The 21293-nt window shown below is 72.6% G+C and carries 14 protein-coding genes; 7 read left to right on the forward strand and 7 right to left on the reverse strand.

What is annotated here, in order from left to right; genetic code table 11:
• Nucleotides 1-79 precede the first annotated feature (79 nt).
• From ACGFIB_RS18020 to ACGFIB_RS18035, 4 genes are all read right to left on the reverse strand, one after another.
• Entirely contained in the window at nt 80-3433 is a 3354-nt protein-coding gene (locus ACGFIB_RS18020) for a BTAD domain-containing putative transcriptional regulator (RefSeq protein ID WP_393373095.1), read from the reverse strand.
• Between the two features lie 237 nt (nt 3434-3670).
• Nucleotides 3671-4990, reverse strand: a complete 1320-nt coding sequence (locus ACGFIB_RS18025; protein WP_393373098.1) for an amidohydrolase family protein — start codon at nt 4988-4990, stop codon at nt 3671-3673.
• Between the two features lie 116 nt (nt 4991-5106).
• Nucleotides 5107-6699, reverse strand: coding sequence for a monocarboxylate uptake permease MctP (gene mctP, locus ACGFIB_RS18030; RefSeq protein WP_357026151.1), 1593 nt, complete (start codon nt 6697-6699; stop codon nt 5107-5109).
• Nucleotides 6696-6917 (reverse strand): DUF3311 domain-containing protein, encoded by a 222-nt coding sequence (locus tag ACGFIB_RS18035; RefSeq protein ID WP_357026149.1) that lies wholly within the window; start codon nt 6915-6917, stop codon nt 6696-6698. The genes mctP and ACGFIB_RS18035 overlap by 4 nt, the downstream gene beginning before the upstream one ends.
• A gap of 250 nt (nt 6918-7167) precedes the next feature.
• On the opposite strand from ACGFIB_RS18035, the gene ACGFIB_RS18040 reads away from it, so the two are divergent.
• The 3 genes from ACGFIB_RS18040 to ACGFIB_RS18050 all read left to right on the forward strand — a co-directional run bounded on the left by ACGFIB_RS18040 (nt 7168) and on the right by ACGFIB_RS18050 (nt 11638).
• Nucleotides 7168-7695: a DUF1697 domain-containing protein gene (locus ACGFIB_RS18040; protein WP_393373101.1), complete on the forward strand. Its 528-nt coding sequence runs from the start codon at nt 7168-7170 to the stop codon at nt 7693-7695.
• 41 nt (nt 7696-7736) lie between these two features.
• On the forward strand, nt 7737-9365 hold the full coding sequence (locus ACGFIB_RS18045; protein ID WP_393373103.1) for an ABC-F family ATP-binding cassette domain-containing protein: 1629 nt from the start codon (nt 7737-7739) through the stop codon (nt 9363-9365).
• A 65-nt stretch (nt 9366-9430) separates the two neighbouring features.
• Nucleotides 9431-11638 (forward strand): NACHT domain-containing protein, encoded by a 2208-nt coding sequence (locus ACGFIB_RS18050; protein WP_393373106.1) that lies wholly within the window; start codon nt 9431-9433, stop codon nt 11636-11638.
• 6 nt (nt 11639-11644) lie between these two features.
• On the opposite strand, the gene ACGFIB_RS18055 is transcribed toward ACGFIB_RS18050, so the two are convergent.
• Nucleotides 11645-13318, reverse strand: coding sequence for a CocE/NonD family hydrolase (locus ACGFIB_RS18055; protein ID WP_357247179.1), 1674 nt, complete (start codon nt 13316-13318; stop codon nt 11645-11647).
• A gap of 282 nt (nt 13319-13600) precedes the next feature.
• Here ACGFIB_RS18055 and ACGFIB_RS18060 point away from each other — a divergent pair, with 282 nt between their 5' ends.
• The 3 genes from ACGFIB_RS18060 to thyX all read left to right on the forward strand — a co-directional run bounded on the left by ACGFIB_RS18060 (nt 13601) and on the right by thyX (nt 17935).
• Entirely contained in the window at nt 13601-15736 is a 2136-nt protein-coding gene (locus ACGFIB_RS18060; RefSeq protein ID WP_393373110.1) for an anthranilate synthase component I, read from the forward strand.
• Nucleotides 15737-15794: 58 nt separating this feature from the next.
• Nucleotides 15795-17006: an amidohydrolase family protein gene (locus ACGFIB_RS18065; RefSeq protein WP_393373113.1), complete on the forward strand. Its 1212-nt coding sequence runs from the start codon at nt 15795-15797 to the stop codon at nt 17004-17006.
• 146 nt (nt 17007-17152) lie between these two features.
• Nucleotides 17153-17935 carry an FAD-dependent thymidylate synthase gene (gene thyX, locus ACGFIB_RS18070; RefSeq protein ID WP_357247188.1) on the forward strand — a complete coding sequence of 261 codons (783 nt, stop codon included), beginning with the start codon at nt 17153-17155 and terminating at the stop codon, nt 17933-17935.
• 65 nt (nt 17936-18000) lie between these two features.
• Here thyX and ACGFIB_RS18075 read toward each other — a convergent pair whose 3' ends face one another.
• Entirely contained in the window at nt 18001-19077 is a 1077-nt protein-coding gene (locus tag ACGFIB_RS18075) for a WD40/YVTN/BNR-like repeat-containing protein (protein ID WP_142574239.1), read from the reverse strand.
• Nucleotides 19078-19101: 24 nt separating this feature from the next.
• The gene (locus ACGFIB_RS18080) at nt 19102-20298 is read right to left on the reverse strand and encodes a globin domain-containing protein (protein ID WP_393373117.1); all 1197 of its coding nucleotides are present in this window, start codon (nt 20296-20298) and stop codon (nt 19102-19104) included.
• A 296-nt stretch (nt 20299-20594) separates the two neighbouring features.
• Here ACGFIB_RS18080 and ACGFIB_RS18085 point away from each other — a divergent pair, with 296 nt between their 5' ends.
• Nucleotides 20595-21293, forward strand: a complete 699-nt coding sequence (locus ACGFIB_RS18085; RefSeq protein WP_142574243.1) for a gamma-glutamyl-gamma-aminobutyrate hydrolase family protein — start codon at nt 20595-20597, stop codon at nt 21291-21293.

Consider the following 21293-nt stretch of genomic DNA (forward strand, 5'->3'; position numbering starts at 1 on the left):
CAACGTCCACTTGCGGCCCACTCCCGGAGGCGTCCGCGTGTCACGAAGGGCAGGCCGGACGCGCCGGAAGGGCGACGGGTCAGGGCGCGATCCGGTCCCGCTCGCGGGCGATCCGGGCGGCCCACCAGGTCAGCCCGTTCGCCGCGCAGCGCTTCGCGGCCGTGTCCAGATGCGCCCGCGCCGTCTCCGGCCCGGCCGCCCGGCCCAGGTGGGCCATCCGGCCCAGGTAGTAGCCGACCGGCCCGGCGCAGAACGTCCCCGCCCCGAAGGCGATCCTGTCCTCGTACGGCAGGAGCCGGCGATAGGTCAGGGCGCACGCCTCGTGGTCGCCCGCGATGATCTGGGCCTCGCCCTGCAGGCACAGCCCCGGCAGCTCGCCGAAGTCGCGCGGCAGCGGATGCCAGCCCTGCTCGCGTGCCGCCTCGGCCGCCGTGCGGTCGCCCCGCCAGTCGCCGATGAGCACGCCTATCACCTGCCGGTGGGCGGGGAAGGGGGAGTAGTGCGTCATCAGCTCCTCGGCGCCGTCGTAGTCCCCCATCGCGAAGTGCCGGGTGAGCAGCGCCGAGGAGAGCGTGTTGCTCGTGTGCCACAGGTTGAGCCGCTCACCGGCCTCGGCCGCCGCGGCGTACGCGTTGCCCGCGCCGTCGAAGTCCCCGTCGAGCAGGCGCCGGGTCCCGGTCCAGATGAGGTGCTGGAACCGTGGCCAGGGCAGGTCGAGCCGCTCGACCAGCACCCCCGCCCGTTCGGCGGCGCGGTCGGCGCCCGCCATGTCGAACAGGTCGATCCGGGTCCGCTCTCTGATCATGTGGCCGAGCAGCTCGAACCCGGGCAGCCCGAGCCGGGTGAGCTCCTCGCCGATCGCGTCGAGCTCCGCCATGTGCTCGGGGAGCTGCACGCCCAGATACCGCGCGTTCAGGGTGATCGCCAGCAGTTCCGGACCGGCCTCCCCCGAAGCCGTCAGACGGCGGGCCATCGCCAGCGCCTCGGCCGTGGCGGTGTCGCAGCGGGGGTCGGCCGAGCCGTCGTAACGTTCCATTCCCAGGCAGCCGAGCAGCCTGCAGCGCAGTTCGGAGTCTCCCTCCGGCAGGGCGGTGAGGGCGTCCTCGATCCGCCGCACGGTGTGCAGCTCGACGTCGCCGTAGGTGTAGAACTTCCACAATCCCGGGGCGTCCAGGCTGGTCAAGGCCCGCGCGGCGAGCAGCGGGTCGCCGGACCTGTCGGCCGCGAGCACCGCCTCCGCCCGGGTCTGCCTGGCCGAGAAGCCGTGACCGGCCGCGAGCTGCGCGCGGACCAGCTGGAGCAGGAGCTCGACGTGCTCGCGGGGGTCGGCGCCGGGCAGCGTTCCGTGCGCCTCCGCCGCCCGGCGCCACCACTGCGCGGCGTCCTCGTACGCGTGCCGCCCGGCCGCCTGCCCCGCCGTGGCCGACGCCCAGCGCACCGCCTCCGCCGCGGCGGCGGGACCGGCGGCCAGCGCGTGCCTGGTGAGGACCGCGAGATCGGCCCCCGGCCGCAGTTCGAGCGCCCGGAGCGCGGCCAGGTGCAGCCCGGCCCGGCGGCGCGGCGGGATGTCGGCGTAGACCGTCTCCCGGACCAGATCGTGGGTGAAGCGCAGGTCCTCGTCCAGAACGCGGAGGGCGGTCGCGGCGTCGAGCGCCTCGTCCACGTCCGCGCCCGAGGCGTCCGCGACGACCTCGGCAAGCAGCCGCCGGTCCGCGCCGGTGCCGAGCACGGCCGCCGCGTCGATGGCGGGACGGTGCCGGGCGGGCAGGTCGAGCAGGCGGCGGCGCAGGACGTCGGCCAGCCCCTCGGGCACCCCGGTGAGCGCCCTGTCGATGCCCTGGTCCTCGGCCAGCCGGAGGGTCTCGCGGATGAACAGCGGATTGCCCCGGGTGCGCTCGGCGAGCGCCGCCACGCTCGCCGCGTCGCGCAGCCCCGACAGCTCGGCGACCGCGGCGGGGTCGAGCCCGGCCAGCGGCAGGCGGAGGGCGTCGTGCCGCCCCAGCAGGCCGAGCGTGTCGTGCACGGCGGCCGGGCCCTCGCCGGACCGCACGGTGATCACGATAGCGACCGCGCCGCGCAGCAGTAACGCGAGGTCGGACAGCAGGCCCAGCGACGCCGTGTCGGCCCACTGGAGATCGTCGATCGCCACGAGCAGCGGCCGGTCGGCCGCGACCGCCTCCAGGTACGCCGCGGTCGCCTGGTGCAGCCGGAACCGGGCCTCGCTCGCCTCGGCGGGCCGTCCGGCACCCGGAGCGGGGTCGTCCCCCGCGGCGGCGTCGCCGAGCAGCACCCGCAGGGCGGCGGCCTGCGCGGGGGAAGGGGGGACCCGGCCGGCGAGATCCCGCACGACCTGCTGCCACGGCCACAGCGCGGGCGCGCCGGAGGTCTCGTGACACCTGCCCCAGGCGACCAGCCAGCCCTCGGCGGCCCGCCGCTCCGCGAACGCCTCCGCCAGCCATGTCTTGCCGATCCCCGGCTCACCGGAGATCACCGCGATGCCCGGCCCGCGCTGTGCCACGCCCCGGGCCGCCTGGATCACGTCCCGCGCCAGCTCGTCGAGCCGGTCGCACTGCGTCCCCCGGCCGACGGCGCGCCGCTCCGGCCGGTCCGCCCGCGCCGTTTCGGCCCGTGCCGCTTCGGCCCGCACCGCTCCCGCCCGCGCCGCTTCGGCCCGTGCCGTTTCTATTGGCGCCGCCCGGCCCTGCCGTACGGGGGCGGGACCGTCGAGGGCCGGGTCCTGGGCGAGGATCGCCTGTTCCAGGCGTCGCAGCGCCGGTCCGGGGTCGAGGCCGAGCTCCTCGGCCAGGTGGCCCCGGGCCGTGCGCAGCGCCTCCAGGGCGTCCGCCTGCCGACCCAGGGCGTAGAGCGTGCGGGCGAGCAGCTCCCACAGCCCCTCGCGCAGGGGATGGGCGGCCACCAGGGCCTCCAGCTCGCCCACCACGTGCGGGTCGCCCACCCGCCCGGCCAGGAGCCGCTCCCGCGTCACCAGATGCGCCTCGGCGAGCCGTTCGATCTCCGGCCGCAGCCAGGGCACGTCGCCGAACTCCTCGTACGGCGTGCCGCGCCACAGGGCCAGGGCGCGTTCCGGCTCGCCGGCCTGGGCCAGGCGGACGAAGTCGTCGGCGTCCACCTCGTGCGCCCCGAGCGCATAGCCCGGAGGACGGCTGAGGAGCACGGACGAGGGCGTGCGCGGAGCGCGGCCGGGTTCGAGCACCCGGCGCAGGTTGGAGATGTAGCTGTGCAATGTGCTCTGGGCGCGCGGCGGCGGCGTGCCGTCGTACAGGTCGTCGAGGATCGCGTCCACCGACACGGTCGCGCCCCTGGCGATCAGCAGACGGGCGACCAGCAACCGGGGCCGCGGCCCGCCGAGGTCGACGGGAACGCCGTCGACGTACGCCTCGACCGGGCCGAGCACCCGGAACATGACCGCCATGCCGGGATTGTGCCACGATCATCGGCCGAGGCAGAGCTCTCAGGCCCACAGCGACGCGGTCTTAGGCCCACAGCGACGCAGTCTCAGGCCCACAGCGACGCGGTCTTAGGCCCACAGCGACGCAGTCTCAGGCCCACAGCGACGCGGTCTTAGGCACAGAGCAACGCGGTCTCAGGCCCACAGCGACGCGGTCTTAGGCCCAGAGCAACGCGGTCTCAGGCACAGAGCAACGCGGTCTCAGGCACAGAGCACGGCGGGCACGGCTTCGCGCAGGTGGGCGAGGCTCGCCGCCGCGGCGTCCATGGCCCGCCCGACCGGCCCGGTGAGCACGCCGTCCCGCTTCACGACCACGCCGTCGCAGACGACCGTGCGGACCAGCCCGGGGTGGCCGGCGAGGACGACGGCGGCGCGCGGGTCGAGCATCGGCGCCATGGCGGGGGTGTCGGCGTCGACCACGATCAGGTCGGCCCGCTTTCCGGGCGTGAGGCTGCCGGTGACGGCGGACAGCCCGGCGACCGCGGCGCCGTCGGCGGTGACCATCCGCAGCAGGCCGGCGGCGGTCAGCGGCGCCGGGTCCTGCGTGAACCGGTGGTGTGCCAGGGCGGCGCGCATCTGCGTGAACATGTCTCCCGAGGTGGCGACCTCGGTGTCGGTGCTGAGGCCGGTGACGAGGCCCGCTCGCAGGAGACGGCCGGTCGCGGGCGTGCCGAGCCCGGGCATGGTCATCTCGATGAACGGCGACACGCTCGCGGTGGCGCCGGCGCCGGCGGCGGCCTTCAGCTCGTCGTCGCCGGTCGCGCTCGCGTGCACCAGCGTGATCGTCTCGTCGAGCAGGCCCTCGTCGTGCAGCCATCCGACGCTGCCGGCCTTGTCGGCGGAGCCGACATGCATGGTGGCGCGCAGGCCGAGCTCCCGCGCGAGCAGCAGGTCGCGCCGGGCCGCGGCGGGGGCGGACATCTCGGGGCCGCGCGCCGCCAGGGCCATCGTCACGCGGGCGGTGTCGTCGCGGAGCACGTCCCTGACCCGGCGGACGTCGGCCGGAAGCTCCGCGTCGCTGTGGTCGCCCACCCAGCGGAGCGGGTCGACCTGGGGCCAGCCGTAGGCGAAGACCCCCCGGATCCCGCTGTCGCGCAACGCGGCCACGGCGGCGTCGCTGTGCTCGGGGGTGTTCTGGATGTGGGACCAGTCGACGAGCGTGGTGATCCCGGATTCCAGCGCGCCGAGCGCGCCGAGCAGGGTGCCGGCGTAGACGTCCTGCGGCCGGAAGTTCGGACCGAGCTGGAGGAACGCGGCCCCGAGGTAGTCCATCAGGCTCCAGTCCAGCCCGATGTGACGCAGCGCCGACTGCCAGGTGTGGCGGTGGGTGTCGACCAGGCCCGGCATCACCACGCAGCCCGAGGCGTCCACGACGTCCGCATCCGGGGACACTCCGGCGGCGGGGCCGACCGACACGATGACGCCGTCGCGGACCACGACGTCGGCGGGGCCGTCCGGCACCGACGGGTCCATGCCGATCACGTGGCCGCCGGTGATGATCAGATCGTTGCTGAGAGGCATCCTTGGCTCCTTCGTCGTTCGAGGTGATGCCTCTTTGTCCCACCGCGCACTTGTGGCCGGCTCCACGCGGAACGTCCCGCCGCGTCAAGCCGGCCACAAGTCGGCGTGGATCCCGATCAGGCGGCGGGCGCCGTGGTCTCCAGTTCGTGGACGCGCGGGTCGCCCTTGTCGGCGAAGTAGTCCTCCGGCCGGGTGCCGTCCGGGCCGTCGGCGCTCTTGAGCGCGCGGGCCACGACGGTTCCGAGCACGGCGACGACCAGGTTGACGATCAGCGCGAGGAACCCGGCGTACACCGTGATCTTGGTGTCGAACCCGAGCTGCGACAGGGGGAAGGCCGAGCCGCCGAAGTGGTCGTGGTTGGTGGCCGGGTTGGCGATGTTGTACAGCAACAGCATCCCGGCCGCCATGCCGGCGGCCCAGCCCGCGATCAGGCCGCCCCGGTGGAACCACCGGGTGTAGAGGCCGAGGCCCACCGACGGGAGCGTCTGCAGGATGATCACGCCGCCGATGAGCTGCAGGTCGATCGAGAACTGCGGATCGATGAGCAGGATGCACAGCACCGCGCCGACCTTCACGACCAGCGATGCGATCTTGCTGGCCGTGGCCTCCTGGGCCGCACTGGCGTTCCGGTTGAAGTACTCCCGGTAGATGTTGCGGGCGAAGAGGTTGGCCGCGGCGATCGACATGATCGCGGCGGGCACGAGCGCGCCGATGCCGACGGCCGCGAACGCCACTCCGGCGAACCAGTCGGGGAACATCTTGTCGAACAGCTGCGGCACGATCGTGTTGTTGTCCTTGCCGATCGGCGTGACCCCGGCCGCGATCGCCATGTAGCCGAGCAGCGCGATCAGGCCGAGCAGCAGGCTGTAGGCCGGCAGGGCCGACATGTTCCGCTTGATCACGTTCCGGTTGCGCGAGGCGAGGATGCCGGTGACGCTGTGCGGATACAGGAACAGCGCCAGCGCCGAGCCGAACGCGAGCGTGACGTACTGGAGCTGGTTGTTCGCGTTGAGCAGGGTGCCGTCGCCCGGAGCCGGGGTCGCGTCGAACTTCGCCTTCGCGGCGTCGAAGACCGAGCCCATGCCGCCGAGCTTGGCCGGGATGTAGATGATCGCGACCAGGATCACCAGGTAGATCAGCGAGTCCTTGACGAACGCGATCAGCGCGGGGGCGCGCAGCCCGGACTGGTAGGTGTAGGCCGCGAGGATCGCGAACGCGATGATCAGCGGCAGGTCGCCGGTCAGGCCCATCGTCTTCAGCACCGCCTCGATGCCGACGAGCTGCAACGCGATGTACGGCATGGTCGCGACGATGCCGGTGATCGCCACGAGCAGCGCCAGCGTGGGGGAGCCGAAGCGCACGCGGACGAAGTCGGCCGGCGTGACGAGGTTGTGCACGTGCGAGACCGACCACAGCCGGACCAGCACGAGCATCACCATCGGGTAGACGACCACCGTGTACGGCACGGCGTAGAAGCCCATGGCGCCCGCGCCGAAGATCAGGGCGGGCACGGCCACGAACGTGTAGGCCGTGTAGAGGTCGCCGCCGATCAGGAACCAGGTGATCCAGCTGCCGAAGCTGCGCCCGCCGAGACCCCACTCGTCCAGCGTGGCGAGATCCTTGGGACGGCGCCAGCGGGCGGCAACGAAGCCCATGCCGCTGACGACCAGGAACAGGAGCGTGAAGATGACGATCTCGGTGGTCTTCACCGGCTCCTCCTCGTCACGCGGTAGACGAGGGTGGTGGAGGTGACGCCGAGGATGATGAAGGCGAGTTGCAGCCAGTAGAACATCGGGATGCCGAACAGCCGCGGTTCGTCGGAGTTGAACAGGGGCGGGATGAGCGGGATCGCGATCGGCAGCAGGAGCAGCCAGTTCAGCGGGCTTCGGTCGGGGTTTCGGCCGCGGTCGGCGCGGGGGGTCGTCACACGTTCTCCAATCGGACACGGACCAGGCGTGCCCGGCCGATCCGCGTGACGGAGCCGTCGCGCGGGCCGGCGGGACGGTTACTCGGCGGCAGCGTAAGGACTCACGAGTCACAGGGAGATCACTAATCGCCGAACGGTCGTGTTGGCGCGCCCAGCGACGGTCGGTGGCCGCCGGTCAGACGACCGCCGATACCTGACGCGCGCTGACAGGAACGGGCGGTAGCCTCCGGCGGGAAGGAGGCGATGCGAGATGCGATACGTGGCGCTGCTGCGCGGCATCAACGTCAACCCCGCCACCGCGCTGGCGATGGCCGATCTCAGGGCACTGCTGGAACGGCTCGGATACGGGAACGTGCGCACGCACCTGCGCAGCGGTAACGCCCTGTTCACCGCGGACGGCGACGCCGGCTCGGTCGCCGCCGCGATCGAGCGCGGGCTCCGGGAGGAGCTCGGCCTGTCCGTCGCGGTGATCGTCCGTACGGCTGAGCAGCTTCGCGGCGTGGTGGAGCACAACCCCCTGGAGGTCCGGGACCCCGCCCGGTTCGCCGTGGTCTTCCTGTCCCGTCCCCCCGACCGGGAGGTGCTGGCGAGCATCGATCCGGCGGCGTACGCCCCGGAGGAGATGCGGGCAGGCGAGCGGGAGCTCTACGTCTACTTCCCCGACGGGCTGCGACGTCCCAAGTTGCCGCCTCTGCTGGACGGGCATTCGGCCGGCCCCGCGACCATGCGCAACTGGAACACCGTCACCCGCCTGCTCTCGCTCGCCGAGGACCTCTAGGAATACGTGGCGGCTCTGGACCCAGTAGGGTCGGTGTCCTGATGAGCGCCACTCTTGTCGCGAAGGAGCTCGCCGCCGGGCACGGCGACCGCGTCCTGTTCGCGGATCTCGATCTGGTCGTCGCGCCCGGAGACGTCGTGGGGCTGGTGGGGGCGAACGGCGCGGGCAAGTCGACGCTGCTGCGCCTGCTGGCCGGCCTCGACGCCCCCGAGCACGGCGGCGTACGGCTCAGCCCGCCCACCGCCAACGTCGGCCACCTGCCGCAGGAGCCCGAGCGGCGGCCCGGCGAGACCGTCGCCGCCTTCCTCGCGCGCCGCACCGGGGTCGCCGCCGCGCAGCAGGCTCTCGACGCGGCCACCGAGGCGCTCGTGAGCGGCGATCCCGGCGACGCGTACGCCGAGGCGCTCGACCGCTGGCTCGCCCTCGGCGGCGCCGACCTGGAGGAGCGGGCCGCGGAGGTGGCCGCCGACCTCGGGCTCACGGTCGGCCTCGACCAGGAGATGACGTCGCTTTCCGGCGGTCAGGCGGCCCGGGTGGGGCTGGCCTCGCTGCTGCTCAGCCGTTATGACGTGTTCCTGCTCGACGAGCCCACCAACGACCTCGACCTCGACGGCCTGGACCGGCTCGAACGCTTCGTGACGGGGCTGCGCGCCGGGACCGTGGTAGTCAGCCACGACCGCGAGTTCCTCGCCCGTACGGTCACCAGGGTGGTCGAGCTCGACCTGGCCCAGGGGCAGGTCCGCGCGTTCGGCGGCGGTTACGACGCCTACCTGGAGGAGCGCGAGGTCGCCCGCAGGCACGCACGCGAGCAGTACGAGGAGTACGCCGACACCAGGGCGTCCCTGGAGGCCCGCGCCCGGGCACAGCGCGCCTGGATGGAGAAGGGCGTCAAGAACGCGCGCCGCAAGGCCCCGGACGGCGACAAGCTCGGGCGCAAGTTCCGCACTGAAGCGACGGAGAAGCAGGCGGCCAAGGCCCGGCAGACCGAGAAGACGATCGAGCGGCTGGAGGTCGTCGAGGAGCCGCGCAAGGAGTGGGAGCTGCGCATGGAGATCGCCGCCGCACCCCGCTCCGGGGCCGTGGTGGCGACGCTGCGCGGCGCGCTCGCGCGACGTGGCGCCTTCACGCTCGGACCCGTCGACCTGCAGATCGACTGGGCGGACCGGGTCGCGATCACCGGCGCGAACGGCTCGGGCAAGAGCACCCTGCTCGGCGTGCTGCTCGGCCGGGTGCCCCTCGACGAGGGGACGGCGGCGCTCGGCCCCGGTGTGGTCGTGGGCGAGGTCGACCAGGCCCGCGCCCTCTTCGAGGGCGACGAGCCGCTGCTCGACGCGTTCGGCGCGCTCGTCGACCTGCCGCCCGCCGAGGTCCGCACGGTGCTGGCCAAGTTCGGCCTGCGCGCCGGCCACGTGCTCCGCCCGGCGGCCACGCTGTCGCCCGGCGAGCGCACGCGGGCGGCCCTCGCCCTCCTGCAGGCCCGTGGGGTCAACCTGCTCGTCCTGGACGAGCCCACCAACCATCTCGACCTCCCGGCGATCGAACAGCTGGAGTCCGCGCTCGACTCGTACACGGGGACCCTGCTGCTCGTCACCCACGACCGCCGCATGCTGAAGGCCGTCCAGACGACACGCCGCGTCGTCGTCGAGGCCGGCCGGATCCACGAAGCCTGAAGGCCCCGTCGCGTACGGCATATCGCGCTCTCGTCAGATAGATCGCGCGATGTCACCATGTGGGGATGAGAGGCTGGGCCGGTTGGCGTCGCGTCGTGCTCCCCGCCGCAGGGGTGGTCGCGGTCGCCGGGATCGGCTACGGGCTCACCACGCTCTCCGAGTCGGACGCGGCGGTCAACTGGGCACAGCTCGCCAGCGTGGCCCTCGGCGTTTTCGCACTCGTCCCTCCCCTGGTCGGCATCTGGCGGCGGCGGCAGACGGGCGGCACGAGCACAGTCGAGCAGATCGATCGCGCGGAGCGGGCGCTGCGGGCGCTCGTGCACGAGCAGTGGCGCGAGGAGATCGTGATGCGCGATCTCGACGAGCCGGCGCGGTTGCCGGTCCGCTGGAAGATCTCCGGTCTCGACGTGATGGACCAGGACGAGCGCGTCGACGGGTTGCGGCTGGTGCGCTCGTGGTTCGGCTTCGGGCGGGTGCGCTTCGACGGGCGCACCGACCGGATGCCGGAGATCGCCGATCGGTTTCGCAAGCTCGCCCGGCGCCGGCTGGTGATCCTCGGCGAGGCCGGCATGGGCAAGACGACGCTGGCCGTGCTCCTGCTGAGGGAACTGCTGATGGAGCCCCAGCCCGGCGATCCGGTGCCCGTGCTGCTGTCGATGTCCGGATGGGATCCGGCGGCCGAGCCCGTCCATCGGTGGCTGGGCAGGCGGTTACGGGAGAACTATCCGGCGCTGCGCGCCCCCGAGCTCGGTCCGGACGCGGCTCGCGGCCTGGTCACCTACCGGCGGATCCTGCCGGTCCTGGACGGCCTGGACGAGCTGCCCGACACCGTGCGGCCGAAGGTGATCAACGCGCTGAACGCCGCCTCGGCCGTCGAGTCGCTCATCCTCACCTGCCGCACGGCCGAGTACGTGACGGCCGTCAACCTCCGCGACGGCGCGGCGCTCGCCGGCGCGGCCGTCATCGAGCCCAGGCCCGTGAAGAGCTCGGACGTCATCGCGTATCTCCGCTACCGGCTCACTCCCGGGCAGCGAGCCGACTGGGCCGGTCTGCTGTCGGCGTTGAAGGCCGACCCGGACGGCCCGCTGTCCGAGGCCCTCTCCACGCCGCTCGTCGTGTGGCTGCTGCACAAGGTGTACGTCGAGACCCGCGCGAACCCCGCGCCGCTGTTCGACACCGATCGCTTCCCGACGGCGGCCGCCGTCACCGACCACCTGCTCGACAACCTCGTGCAGGCGAGCTTCGCGGCCACGCCGCCCGACGACGATCCGAGCGAACGGCACGAGCACGACCACCCGTTCCGTTCACAGCGGTCGTGGGATCCGGACGAGGCCCGCCGGTGGCTGTCGTTCGTCGCTCATCACATGTCGGCGATCGGCGCCAGGGACTTCCGCTGGTGGCGCCTCCATCGGGCGATCTCGCGACGCTGGAGCATTCTTGTCGGAGGCGTGACCGTCGGACTGTCCGTCGGCGTCACGGTGGGGCTGACCAGCGACGCCGTGGTGGCGCTGCGCAGCCCGCACGAAGGCAGCCTCCGGGACGCGCTCCTTTTCGGGCTCGCCGGTGGACCGGTGGGCGGGCTCGTCGGCGGTCTCACCGGCGGGCTCATCCTGGAGCGTTTGAAGGGCTACACGCTGGAGCCGGCGTATGCCAACCTGCGCTGGCGCGGCAACGTGCGCCGGTTCGTCGTGCAGCTCACGCTCGGGCTGGTCACGGTGCTCCCGGTCGGGATGATCGCGGCGTACGCGCTGTGGCGGGTCGCGGGGATATCCTCGCGGGCCGACGGCCTGATCCTTTACGCGCTCGTCATCGGCGCCATCGGCGGTGTCACCCTCGGATTCAACAGGTGGGTGACGACCCCGCTCACGAACGACCGGCCGCAGGGCCCGCTGATCACGCTGCGGCGGGACCTGCGGCTCGTGTACGGACGCTCCCTCACCTTCGGGCTGGCGCTGGGCCTCGCGTTCGGCTTCGCCGGGACGCTCGTGAACGGTTTCTCCGGGCTGCTGCGCGGCGCCGAGGCCGGGATCGCCTTCGGGCTCGCGGGCGGTGTCGTGTTCACGCTCACGTTCGGGTTCACGGGAGCCAGCTCCATCTACCTCGTCGCCGTCGCCATGCTCCGCGCCCGCGGACGGATCCCGTTACGGCTGATGAGCCTTCTGGAGGACGCCCATCGCGTCGGGCTGCTCCGCCAGGTGGGGCCGGTGTACCGGTTCCGGCACGAGAAGCTGCAGGACCGTCTCGCCCACCTTCACGCGCACAACGACTCCTGAGCCGGCTCAGGGGAGCGTGGGGAGGATCACGGCCGAGGGGTGGCGGGGGTCGTGCAGGATCTCCTGGTCGGAGGCGACCATCGGGGTGCCCGCCGTCAGCGGCGCGCCGGTGCCCGGGTTGCGCGCGATGCGCGGGTAGGCCCCGCTGGCCACCTGAACCCGGATGCGGTGTCCGCGGCGGAACCGGTGGCCCATCGGCCACAGGTCGACCTCCACCCGGCGCACGCCGTCCTCGTCGCCGCGGTCCGCCGGGGTCAGGCGGCGCACGCCCTCGCAGACGTTCATCGACGTGCCGTCGGGGTGCACGTCGCACACCCGTACGACGAAGTCGGTGTGCTCCCTGCCGGTGCGCACGAACAGTTCGGTGCTCACCGGGCCGATCATGTCGGTGTCCCGGTCGAGCACCTCGGAGCTGTAGACGAGCACGTCGCGCCGGGCCTCGAGACGCCGGTTGTCCCTCGGCTCGGAGTTGCCGATGAGCACCGGGCCGCCGATCACCGGGGTCGGGTGCTCGGGGTCGTAGCGGTAGCGGTCCGGCTCGCCGTCCGCCGGGTTGTCCGGCGACAGGGCGAAGCCCGGCTGCAGGTGCCAGCGCTCGCGCCGCATGCGGGGCGGCGGCCAGTCGGGTTCGTCCCGCCACTCGCCCGCGCCGGTGACGTACAGCCGGACGGGGGAGGGGCGCAGCCCCGACGGGTCGCCGAGCAGGTGGGCGCGGAACCAGGCCAGGGCGTCGGCGTTGGCGGCCCGCCCGTGGCGGATGTCGGCGTGATACCACGGGCCGATGGTCAGGTGCGGCTGCCGCCCGGCGGCCCGCAGCGCCGCGTAGTCCTTGAGCTGCCACGGCAGGAACACGTCGTACCAGCCGCCGGTCATCGTGATCTCCGCGCCGACCTGCCCCACCGACGCGGAAAAGTCTGCCTTGTCCCAGTACGTGCAGAGAGTCTCGCCGTGATGGGCCAGCAGTTCGCGGAAGAACGGCAGCGGCCTGCCCGCCGACAGCAGGTCGAGCTCGGGCAGCGGGCGGCCCGACAGCACGGCCCGCCGTGTGCGCCGGGGGGCGATGAACGCGGCCACGCCGCCCAGCCGGCCCTCCAGATGCGCGGTGAGCGTCGTCCAGATCAGCGTCGACTCCAGCGCGAACGACCCTCCGACGTACGCCGCGTCCCGGAAGCACGAGGCGGTCACCTGGACGGCCATCGCCCGCAGGTCGGGAGTCTCCGCCGCGATCGCCCACTGGGTGTAGCCGAGGTAGGAGGGCCCGTGCATGGCGAAGCTGCCGCCGTACCACGACTGCGCCCGCATCCACTCGACCGTCGCGAGGCCGTCCGCCTGCTCGTGGACCAGCGGATCGAGCCGTCCGCCGGAGCCGAAGCCGCCCCGGCAGCTCTGCAGCAGCACCTGGAAGCCGTGCCGGGCGAAGGTCCAGCCGTACATCCAGCCGACCACTCCGCCCCTGCCGTACGGCGTGCGGATCAGGATCGTCGGGGGCCGGTCGGCGCCGACGGGAGCGTAGTGATCGGCCAGGAGCGTCACGCCGTCCGGCATCGGCACGGGCACGTCACGGCGGACCCGGACCCGGCGGCCCTGCGGCCCGCCCGGATGCCCGACCGCACCCCTCGGCCCGCCCAGCCCATGCGGGCCGTGGCGGTGCACGGGCAAGTGGGCCGGCACGCGGACCATGCCCCCTCCTTTCCCGGCTTCGGGCTGATCGCCCCGCGCCGAGAGTGAGGTTTCCCGACCAGTAACAGAATATCTATCCGCTGTTCGCCCTTCCAGTCATGCCGCGTTGCATGATCGCGCTTGTCGCCGCTACCCTTGGCTCATGCGAACTCATGCACCTTCCCAGTGGTGGCGCCGCTGACAGGCGGCGTTTTCGCATTCGCGTCGAAGAGACCGGCCGCCCCATGAGTGGCGGCCTTCTGTGTGTCCGCCCCGGGGCATACGAATAAAGGGGCGTGGACAGTGGAGATCAGCGGATTTACCACGGCCGGCGGCATCGCGGTCGAGCGCCGGGTGCGCGAGGTGGCCGAGGAGGCGCTGGAGGAGATCGTCACGTCGCTGGGGGAGCGGCGCGGCGGGGCCTTCTCGTCCGGCATGGACTACCCGGGCCGGTACAGCAGGTGGGCGTTCGGCTACGTCGATCCCTGCCTTGAGATCGTGGCGCGGGGGCGGACCATCTCCGCCCGCGCGCTCAACGAGCGGGGACAGGTCGTGCTGCCCGTCGTCGCCTCCTGCCTGCTGGCGGCCGGCAAGCCGGTGGCCGAGCCGGCTCACGGCTACGTCGAGGTGCACGTCCCCGAGTCCGAGGACCTGCTGCCCGAGGAGATGCGCAGCCGCAGGCCCACCGTCTTCACCGCCATCCGCGAGATCATCGCGGCCTTCCGGTCCGACGACCCGCACCTCGGCCTGTACGGCGCCTTCGGCTACGACCTGGCCTTCCAGTTCGAGCCGATCCGCTACCGCCTGACCCGCCCCGGCGACCAGCGCGACCTGGTGCTGCACCTGCCCGACCGGCTCGTCGTGATCGACCGGGTCCGCGAGACCAGCGTCGAGCACTGCTACGAGTTCACCGTGGACGGCGTCTCCACCAGCGGCCTGGCGCGCACCGGCGAGACGATCCCCCCGGTCGCGCCCCGCGAGATCCCGCCGAACCCGGTGCGGGGGACCTACGCCGAGGTCGTCGCCAAGGCCAAGGAGAAGTTCCAGCGCGGCGACCTGTTCGAGGTCGTCCCCGGCCAGGTCTTCCACGGCGCCTGCACCGACCCGTCCGCCTTCTACCGCTCGCTGCGCACGGAGAACCCGGCGCCGTACGAGTTCCTGCTCAACCTCGGCGACGGCGAGCACCTGGTCGGCGCCTCGCCCGAGATGTACGTCCGGGTGAGCGGCGATCGGGTCGAGACCTGCCCGATCTCCGGCACCATCGCCCGCGGGGCCAACCCCGTCGAGGACGCCGAGGCGATCCGCACGCTCCTGTCCAGCGTGAAGGAGGAGTCGGAGCTGACCATGTGCACGGACGTGGACCGCAACGACAAGTCGCGGATCTGCGTGCCGGGCAGCGTCCGGGTGATCGGCCGCCGTCAGATCGAGATGTACTCCCGGCTGATCCACACCGTCGACCACATCGAGGGGCGGCTGCGCCCCGAGTTCGACGCCCTCGACGCGTTCCTCACCCACATGTGGGCCGTCACCGTCACCGGCGCTCCCAAGACGTGGGCCATGCAGTTCGTCGAGGACCACGAGGAGACCACCCGGCGCTGGTACGGCGGCGCGGTCGGCTTCATCGGCTTCGACGGCTCGATGAACACCGGCCTGACCCTGCGCACCGCCCAGATCCGCGACGGCGTCGCCACCGTGCGCGCCGGGGCCACGCTGCTGTACGACTCCGACCCCGAGGCCGAGGAGCGGGAGACCGAGCTGAAGGCCAGCGCCCTCCTCGGCGCGCTCGCCGCGTCCGCCCGTCCCCGGGAGGAGGCGCGGGCGGAGCCCCGCGCCGACCTGCCGGGCGAGGGCCACCGCGTGCTGCTGGTGGACCACGAGGACTCCTTCGTCAACACGCTCGCCGACTACTTCCGCCAGCAGGGCGCGTCCGTGGTCACGCTGCGGCACGGGTTCCCGCTGGAGAAGCTGGACGAGATCGCGCCCACGCTCGTCGTGCTGTCGCCCGGACCCGGCTGGCCGTCCGACTTCGGCTGCTCGGCGCTGATCGAGGCGCTGTACGCCCGCAGGTTCCCCGTGTTCGGGGTGTGCCTGGGGCTGCAGGCCATGGTCGAGCAGGCGGGCGGCACGCTCGAACTGCTGCCCTACCCGGAGCACGGCAAGCGCGGCCGGGTCCGCCGCGAGGGTGACAGCGCGCTGCTCGACGGCCTGCCCGGCGAGTTCGTCGCGGCCCGCTACCACTCCGTGCACGCCAAGGAGCCGGGAGTCAAGGGCTTCCGGGTCACCGCGTACACGCCGGACGGCGCGGCCATGGCGATCGAGGACGCCGAGAACCTGCGCTTCGGCGTGCAGTTCCACCCCGAGTCGATCCTGACCACGCAGGGCGGGGCCGGGGCGCGGATCATCGCCAACGTCCTGCGGCTCTGCACACGCCATGGCTGAGTAAAGGGGCCGTTTAGGGCGGTGCCGGCGCGGCGGGGGAGCCGTAGAGTCCACTGCCGTGCCGGAGCCGAGATCCCATGACATGCTGCCCGCGACCCTTCCCGACGCGGTGCGGGCCGCCCTGCTCGCGCCCATGGTCGACCAGCACTGCTGCGGTGTGCGCCGTGACGACACCACCAGGTCGGGATTCGAGCAGCTCATCGGCGAGGGCGGCACGCCGGCGCCGCCCGGGACCACGCACTTCGACACCCCGGCCGGCGCCGCCATCCGCCGTTGGTGCGCGCCGGTTCTCGGCCTGGAGCCGCACGCCTCGCCCACCGTCTACCTGTCACGCCGCGCCGAACTCGGCGCGGGCGAGGTCAACCGGCGGCTGCTGCGCGGCGCCGGGGTGTCGGCCTTCCTGGTCGACAGCGGGCTCGACGTCCCCGCGCTGCTCTCGCCCGCCGAGATGGGACGTCTCGGCTCGGCCGCCGCCGACGAGATCGTCCGGCTGGAGCAGGCCGAGCAGGACGTCGCCGAGGCCGGGCTGCCCGCCGCCGACTACGCCGGGATGCTGCGGGACGAGCTGGCGGTCCGCGCGGCCCGCGCCGCCGCGCTCAAGTCGGTCGCGGCCCACCACTGCGGCCTCGGCTTCGACCCCTCCCGGCCCTCGCGCGGCAGCGTGATCGCGGCGGCCGGGCGCAGGCTCGCCGACCCCAAGTCGCGCCTGGACGACCCCGTCCTCGTACGGCACCTGCTCTGGGCGGCGGTCGACGTCGCCAGAGAGCGGGGTCTGCCGCTGCAGTTCCACTGTGGTCTTTCCGGATGGGGCCTTTCCGGATGGGGCGTGTCCGGATGGGGCCTGTCCGGCGCCGCGGCCGGCCACCTGACCGATCCCGCACTGCTGACCGGGTTCGTCCGCGCCCTCGCCCCGCTCGGGGTGCCGGTCGTCCTGCTGAACTGCTACCCCTACCACCGTCAGGCGGCCCACCTCGCGGGCGTCTTCCCGCACGTGTACGTGGACGCCGGGCCCGCCGTCGCCCACGCCGCCGCCGGCTCCGGCCACGTCCTGCGCGAGTTGCTCGAACTCGTCCCGTTCCACAAGCAGATGTACGGCTCCGGCTGCCACGGCGCCGCCGAGCTGTGTTTCCTGGCCGCGCTCAACCATCGCCGCGGCCTGGCCCGCGTGCTCGCCGACCGGATCGACGAGGGCGAGTGGAGCCCCGCCGACGCCGCCCGGATCGCCCACATGATCGGCTCGGGCAACGCCCGCCGCGTTTACCGCCTCTGAAGCGGTGGAGTCGGGGGAGCGCGTACGGTGAGTGCCGGCCGCCGTCGCCTGCGGTGGGTCATGTCAGGGGGGCCGGGTCGCGATCGTGAGGCCGAGCTGGTTTGCTTGGACGGTCATCCATCGGCACCACTTCACGGGGAATGTGAATGCGCAGCGTCGAGCCCGAGGTCTTCCTCGTCGCCAAACCGTCCGTCGACTACGACGAGCTGGCCCGCTACCTCCACGAGATCGGCGGGGAGAGCTGGCTTGAGCGGCTGGAGCGGGGCGAGTTCGACGCCCAGAACCTTGCCGAGTTCGCCGGCCGGCTGTGCTACCGGTCGTTCGAGCCGGGCCTGAATCCGAACGTCACGAGGGTGCGCACCGACCAGGAGGCGTACCTGCGCAACATCCTGGCCAGCGCGCACGGCAGCGTCCTGGAGCACCTCAGCTTCAGCTTCGTGCTGCACAACGTCTCGCGGGTGCTCACCCACGAGCTGGTGCGGCACCGGCCCGGAGTGGCGATCTCGCAGGAGTCGCTGCGGTTCGTCCGGCTGAACGACATCCCGTTCTGGTTCCCGGAGTGGGCGCGCGAGGACGCCGAGCTGATGAAGCGGGCGACCGAGATGCTCGACCGGATGGAGGAGTTCCAGAACTGGATGGCGGTCCACTTCGGGCTGGACGAGGAGGGTGTGCCGTTCGCGGAGAAGAAGCACCGCACCTCGTTCATGCGCCGCTTCGCGCCCGAGGGCGTCGGGACCGGCCTGGTCTGGACGGCCAACGTGCGCACCCTGCGGCACACGATCGAGGCCCGTACGGCCGCGGGAGCCGAGGAGGAGATCCGCCTCGTCTTCGACCGCATCGGGACGATCATGCAGGAGGAGGCCCCGGCCCTGTTCGGCGACTACGTCGTCGAGGACGGCGCCTGGGTTCCCGGCTATCGCAAGGTCTGAGCCGCTGTGAACCGCGGCCCCGCGGTCGCCCGGAAGGGCGCCGCGGGACCCCGCGCGGCGGCTGCTCAGAGGACGGCCGCCCGCACACACAGCACGTCGGGCAGGTGACGGGCGATCAGCGACCAGGTCTCGCCCGCGTCGGCCGAGCCGTACACCTCGCCGTCCCGGGTGCCGAAGAACACGCCGGCGGGCCCGGCGGACATCGCGTCCCTGAGCACCGAGGCGTGCACCGGGCCCTCGGGCAGCCCGGCGGAGTGTCCGTGCCACGTGCCCCCGGCGTCGTCGCTGCGGAACACCTGGTATCGGTAACCGAGCGGCGTCCGGTCGACGTCACCGTGCAGCGGCAGGACGAACAGCCTGTCCGGATCGTCCAGGTCGACCGTGATCGGGAACCCGAAGTCGGAGGGCAGGCCGGACCCGATATCGGTCCAGGAGTCGCCGAAGTCGTCGGACCGGTAGACCCCGAAGTGGTGCTGCAGATAGAGCCGCTCGGGCGTCGCGGGATGCTGCGCCACCTTGTGCACGCACTGGCCGAACTCGGGATACTGCGCGCCCTCGGGCAGGAAGGGCGCGCGAATGTTCTTGTTGGACGGCCGCCAGGTGGCTCCCGCGTCGTCGCTGCGGAAGAACCCCACGGCGGAGGCGGCGACCCCGATGCGCCGCGGGTCGGACGGGTGCGGGATCACGGTGTGGAGGCACAGGCCGCCGCCGCCGGGCTGCCACTGGGGCCGGGTGGGGTGGTCCCACAGGCCGTCGACCATGGTGTAGGTGGCCCCGCGGTCCTCCGATCGGAACAGCGCGGCGGGCTCGGCGCCCGCCCAGACCACGTCGGGCTCGGACGGCGACGGCTGCAGTTGCCAGACCCGGGCCAGCGCGGTCGCGGTGCGCTCGGGGAAGGCGACCGGCGGGGTCGTCGCCTCCTCCCAGGTCTCGCCGAGGTCGTCGGACCACATCACCGACGGGCCGAAGTGGCCGTACTCGATGCCGGCGAGCAGGCGGGGCGTGCTCCCGCGCGTGTCGATCGCGACCGAGTGGATCCCGATCGAGGAGAACCGCACGGGCTCGACCTCGAACGAGCCGCCGTCCGAGGAGCGCGCGAGGAACAATCCTTTGCGAGTGCCGATCGCGAGCAGTGCGGTCATATGTCCTCCCTGTGCTGATTTCGATTATGTTTTCGATTCGAATCCTGCCAGGAAACCATCCACGTCGCGCGCCGTTCCGGTCAAGCCTCGCTCCTCACCGTGTGGTTCTGCTGTCGGGTCGCTCTGCATCGGGTCGCGGTGGATGCGCGCGAGCGGCACCCCCGACAACTGCAGGCGCCGTACCGTCTCGTCGACCATCGCGGGCGGTCCGCAGACGTACGCCTCGTGGTCGGCCCAGGAGTGGAACCTCCCGACCACGTCGGGGAGCCGGCCGCGCATCCCGTCGTAGCCCGGGTCGTCGGACACCACCGGCACGACCCGCAGCCAGGGGAAGGCGGCCTCCATCCTCACCAGGTCCGGCATGTCGTACAGATCGGACGCGCGCCGGACGCCGAACAGCAGGTGGATGTTCGGGCGGTCGCCGGAGGCGATGACGTGCTCGATGACGGCCTTGAGCGGCGCGAGGCCGGTGCCGCCGGCGACGCAGAGGAGGTCGCGGTCCGACTCGGGCGGCGTCATCGTCCCCACCGGCGGGCCGAGCAGGAGCTGGTCGCCGATGCGGGTGTGGCGGACCAGCGCCGTGCTCACCCAGCCGCCCGGCACGGCGCGCACGTGCAGGCGGAGCGTGCCGTCCAGGCGGGGCGCGTTGGCGATGGAGAACCGCCGCCACACCCGTGGCCACCTGGCCGTCTGGACCGTGACGTACTGCCCGGCGACGAAGTCCATGCGCTCCGAGGGCCGCAGCGTGAGCACCGAGATGTCCCGGGTGCGCGGCTCGTGGTCGATCACCTCCGCCAGCCACCAGGCGGGCGTGGTCTCCCCGGCGGCGGCGTCGATCATTATCTGCGCCGCCATGGCGTACGCCTCGGTCCAGGCGGCCTCGATCTCGTCGGTCCAGATCTCGGCGGCGAAATGCCGGATCGTGGCGAGAAGAGCGCTCCCCACGGCTCTGTAGTGGTCGGGGGACACGCCGTACTTGCGATGGTCCCGCCCGAGCTGGGCGAGATAGGACTCCAGCCCCTCAGGGCTGTCGAGCATCCAGACGACCCTCGTGAGCGCGGTGAAGAGCCGGTCGCGCTGCACCTCCATGCCCGGCGGGAACATGCCCCGCAGGTGCGGGCAGTGCGTGAACAGTCGTCCGTAGAAGTACCCGGCGGCCTTCGCCGCGACGGGCTCGACGGCCGAGAAGCTCTCCTTGACGAGGCGTGGATTCAGCGGCATCAGTTGTGTCCCACCCTAGGGACCGGAAACGTGCTCCGGTCTGTCGATCCACCTCCCTGACGGCTCCGGGTGACGAGCGCCGGCGGCCCCGGCTCGACCGATCGCTCAACCGGGAGTGTTCCACTCGCTCTCGGGCGTCACAACCGATTCCCCACAAGGCAACCGACTGTGAACACTTCGTTATTTTTCGTGACCCTCATCTCTGTGACTGGTGTGACTGATGTGAAAACTGACAAAAAGGAAATAGATCTGCGCCATGATGGGCCTGCCTGCTCGCACACCCCCAGGAGATGGCAATGGCGCGTCCCATCGTCGGCATCACCACCTATCTCGAGGCTGCGCGCTGGGGCACATGGGTCCGTGAGGCGGCGCTCTCGCCCCAGGCGTACGCGCGGGCGGTGGAGAAGGCGGGCGGGGCGCCCGTCCTGCTGCCGCCGCTGAGCCCCGTCTCCGCCGGCGACTACGTGCGGCGCCTGGACGCGGTCATCCTCGCCGGGGGCGTGGAGGTCGATCCGGTGCTGTACGGCGAGGTCGCGGCGGGGGAGCCGGACGACGACGGGCTCGGCGGGCCGCAGCCCCAGCGCGACCGGTTCGAGACCGCGCTGGCGCAGGCGGCGGTGGAGGCGGAGGTGCCTCTGCTGGCGATCTCGCGCGGCATGCACGTGCTCAACGTCGCCCAGGGAGGCACGCTGATCACATCGTTGCGGGAGGCCGTCGGCCACGACCGTCACGAGACGGCCGCGCACGTGGTCACCGTCAGCGTGTCGAGCAAGGTCGGCAAGGCCGTGGGCGACCGCGCGGAGGTGACCGGCGCGCACCGCCGGGCCGTCCGGCGGCTCGGCAGCGGCCTGATCGCGGTGGCGTGGGCCGACGACCAGATCGTCGAGGCCGTCGAGCTCCAGGGGCACCGGTTCGCGGTCGGCGTCCAGTGGCACCCCGAGCGCGGCGCGGACAACCGCCTGGTCGAGGCCCTGGTGGACGCGGCCCGTCCCTGA

The organism is Microbispora bryophytorum, from assembly GCF_043197435.1.
In the GTDB taxonomy this organism is placed as follows: domain Bacteria; phylum Actinomycetota; class Actinomycetes; order Streptosporangiales; family Streptosporangiaceae; genus Microbispora; species Microbispora bryophytorum.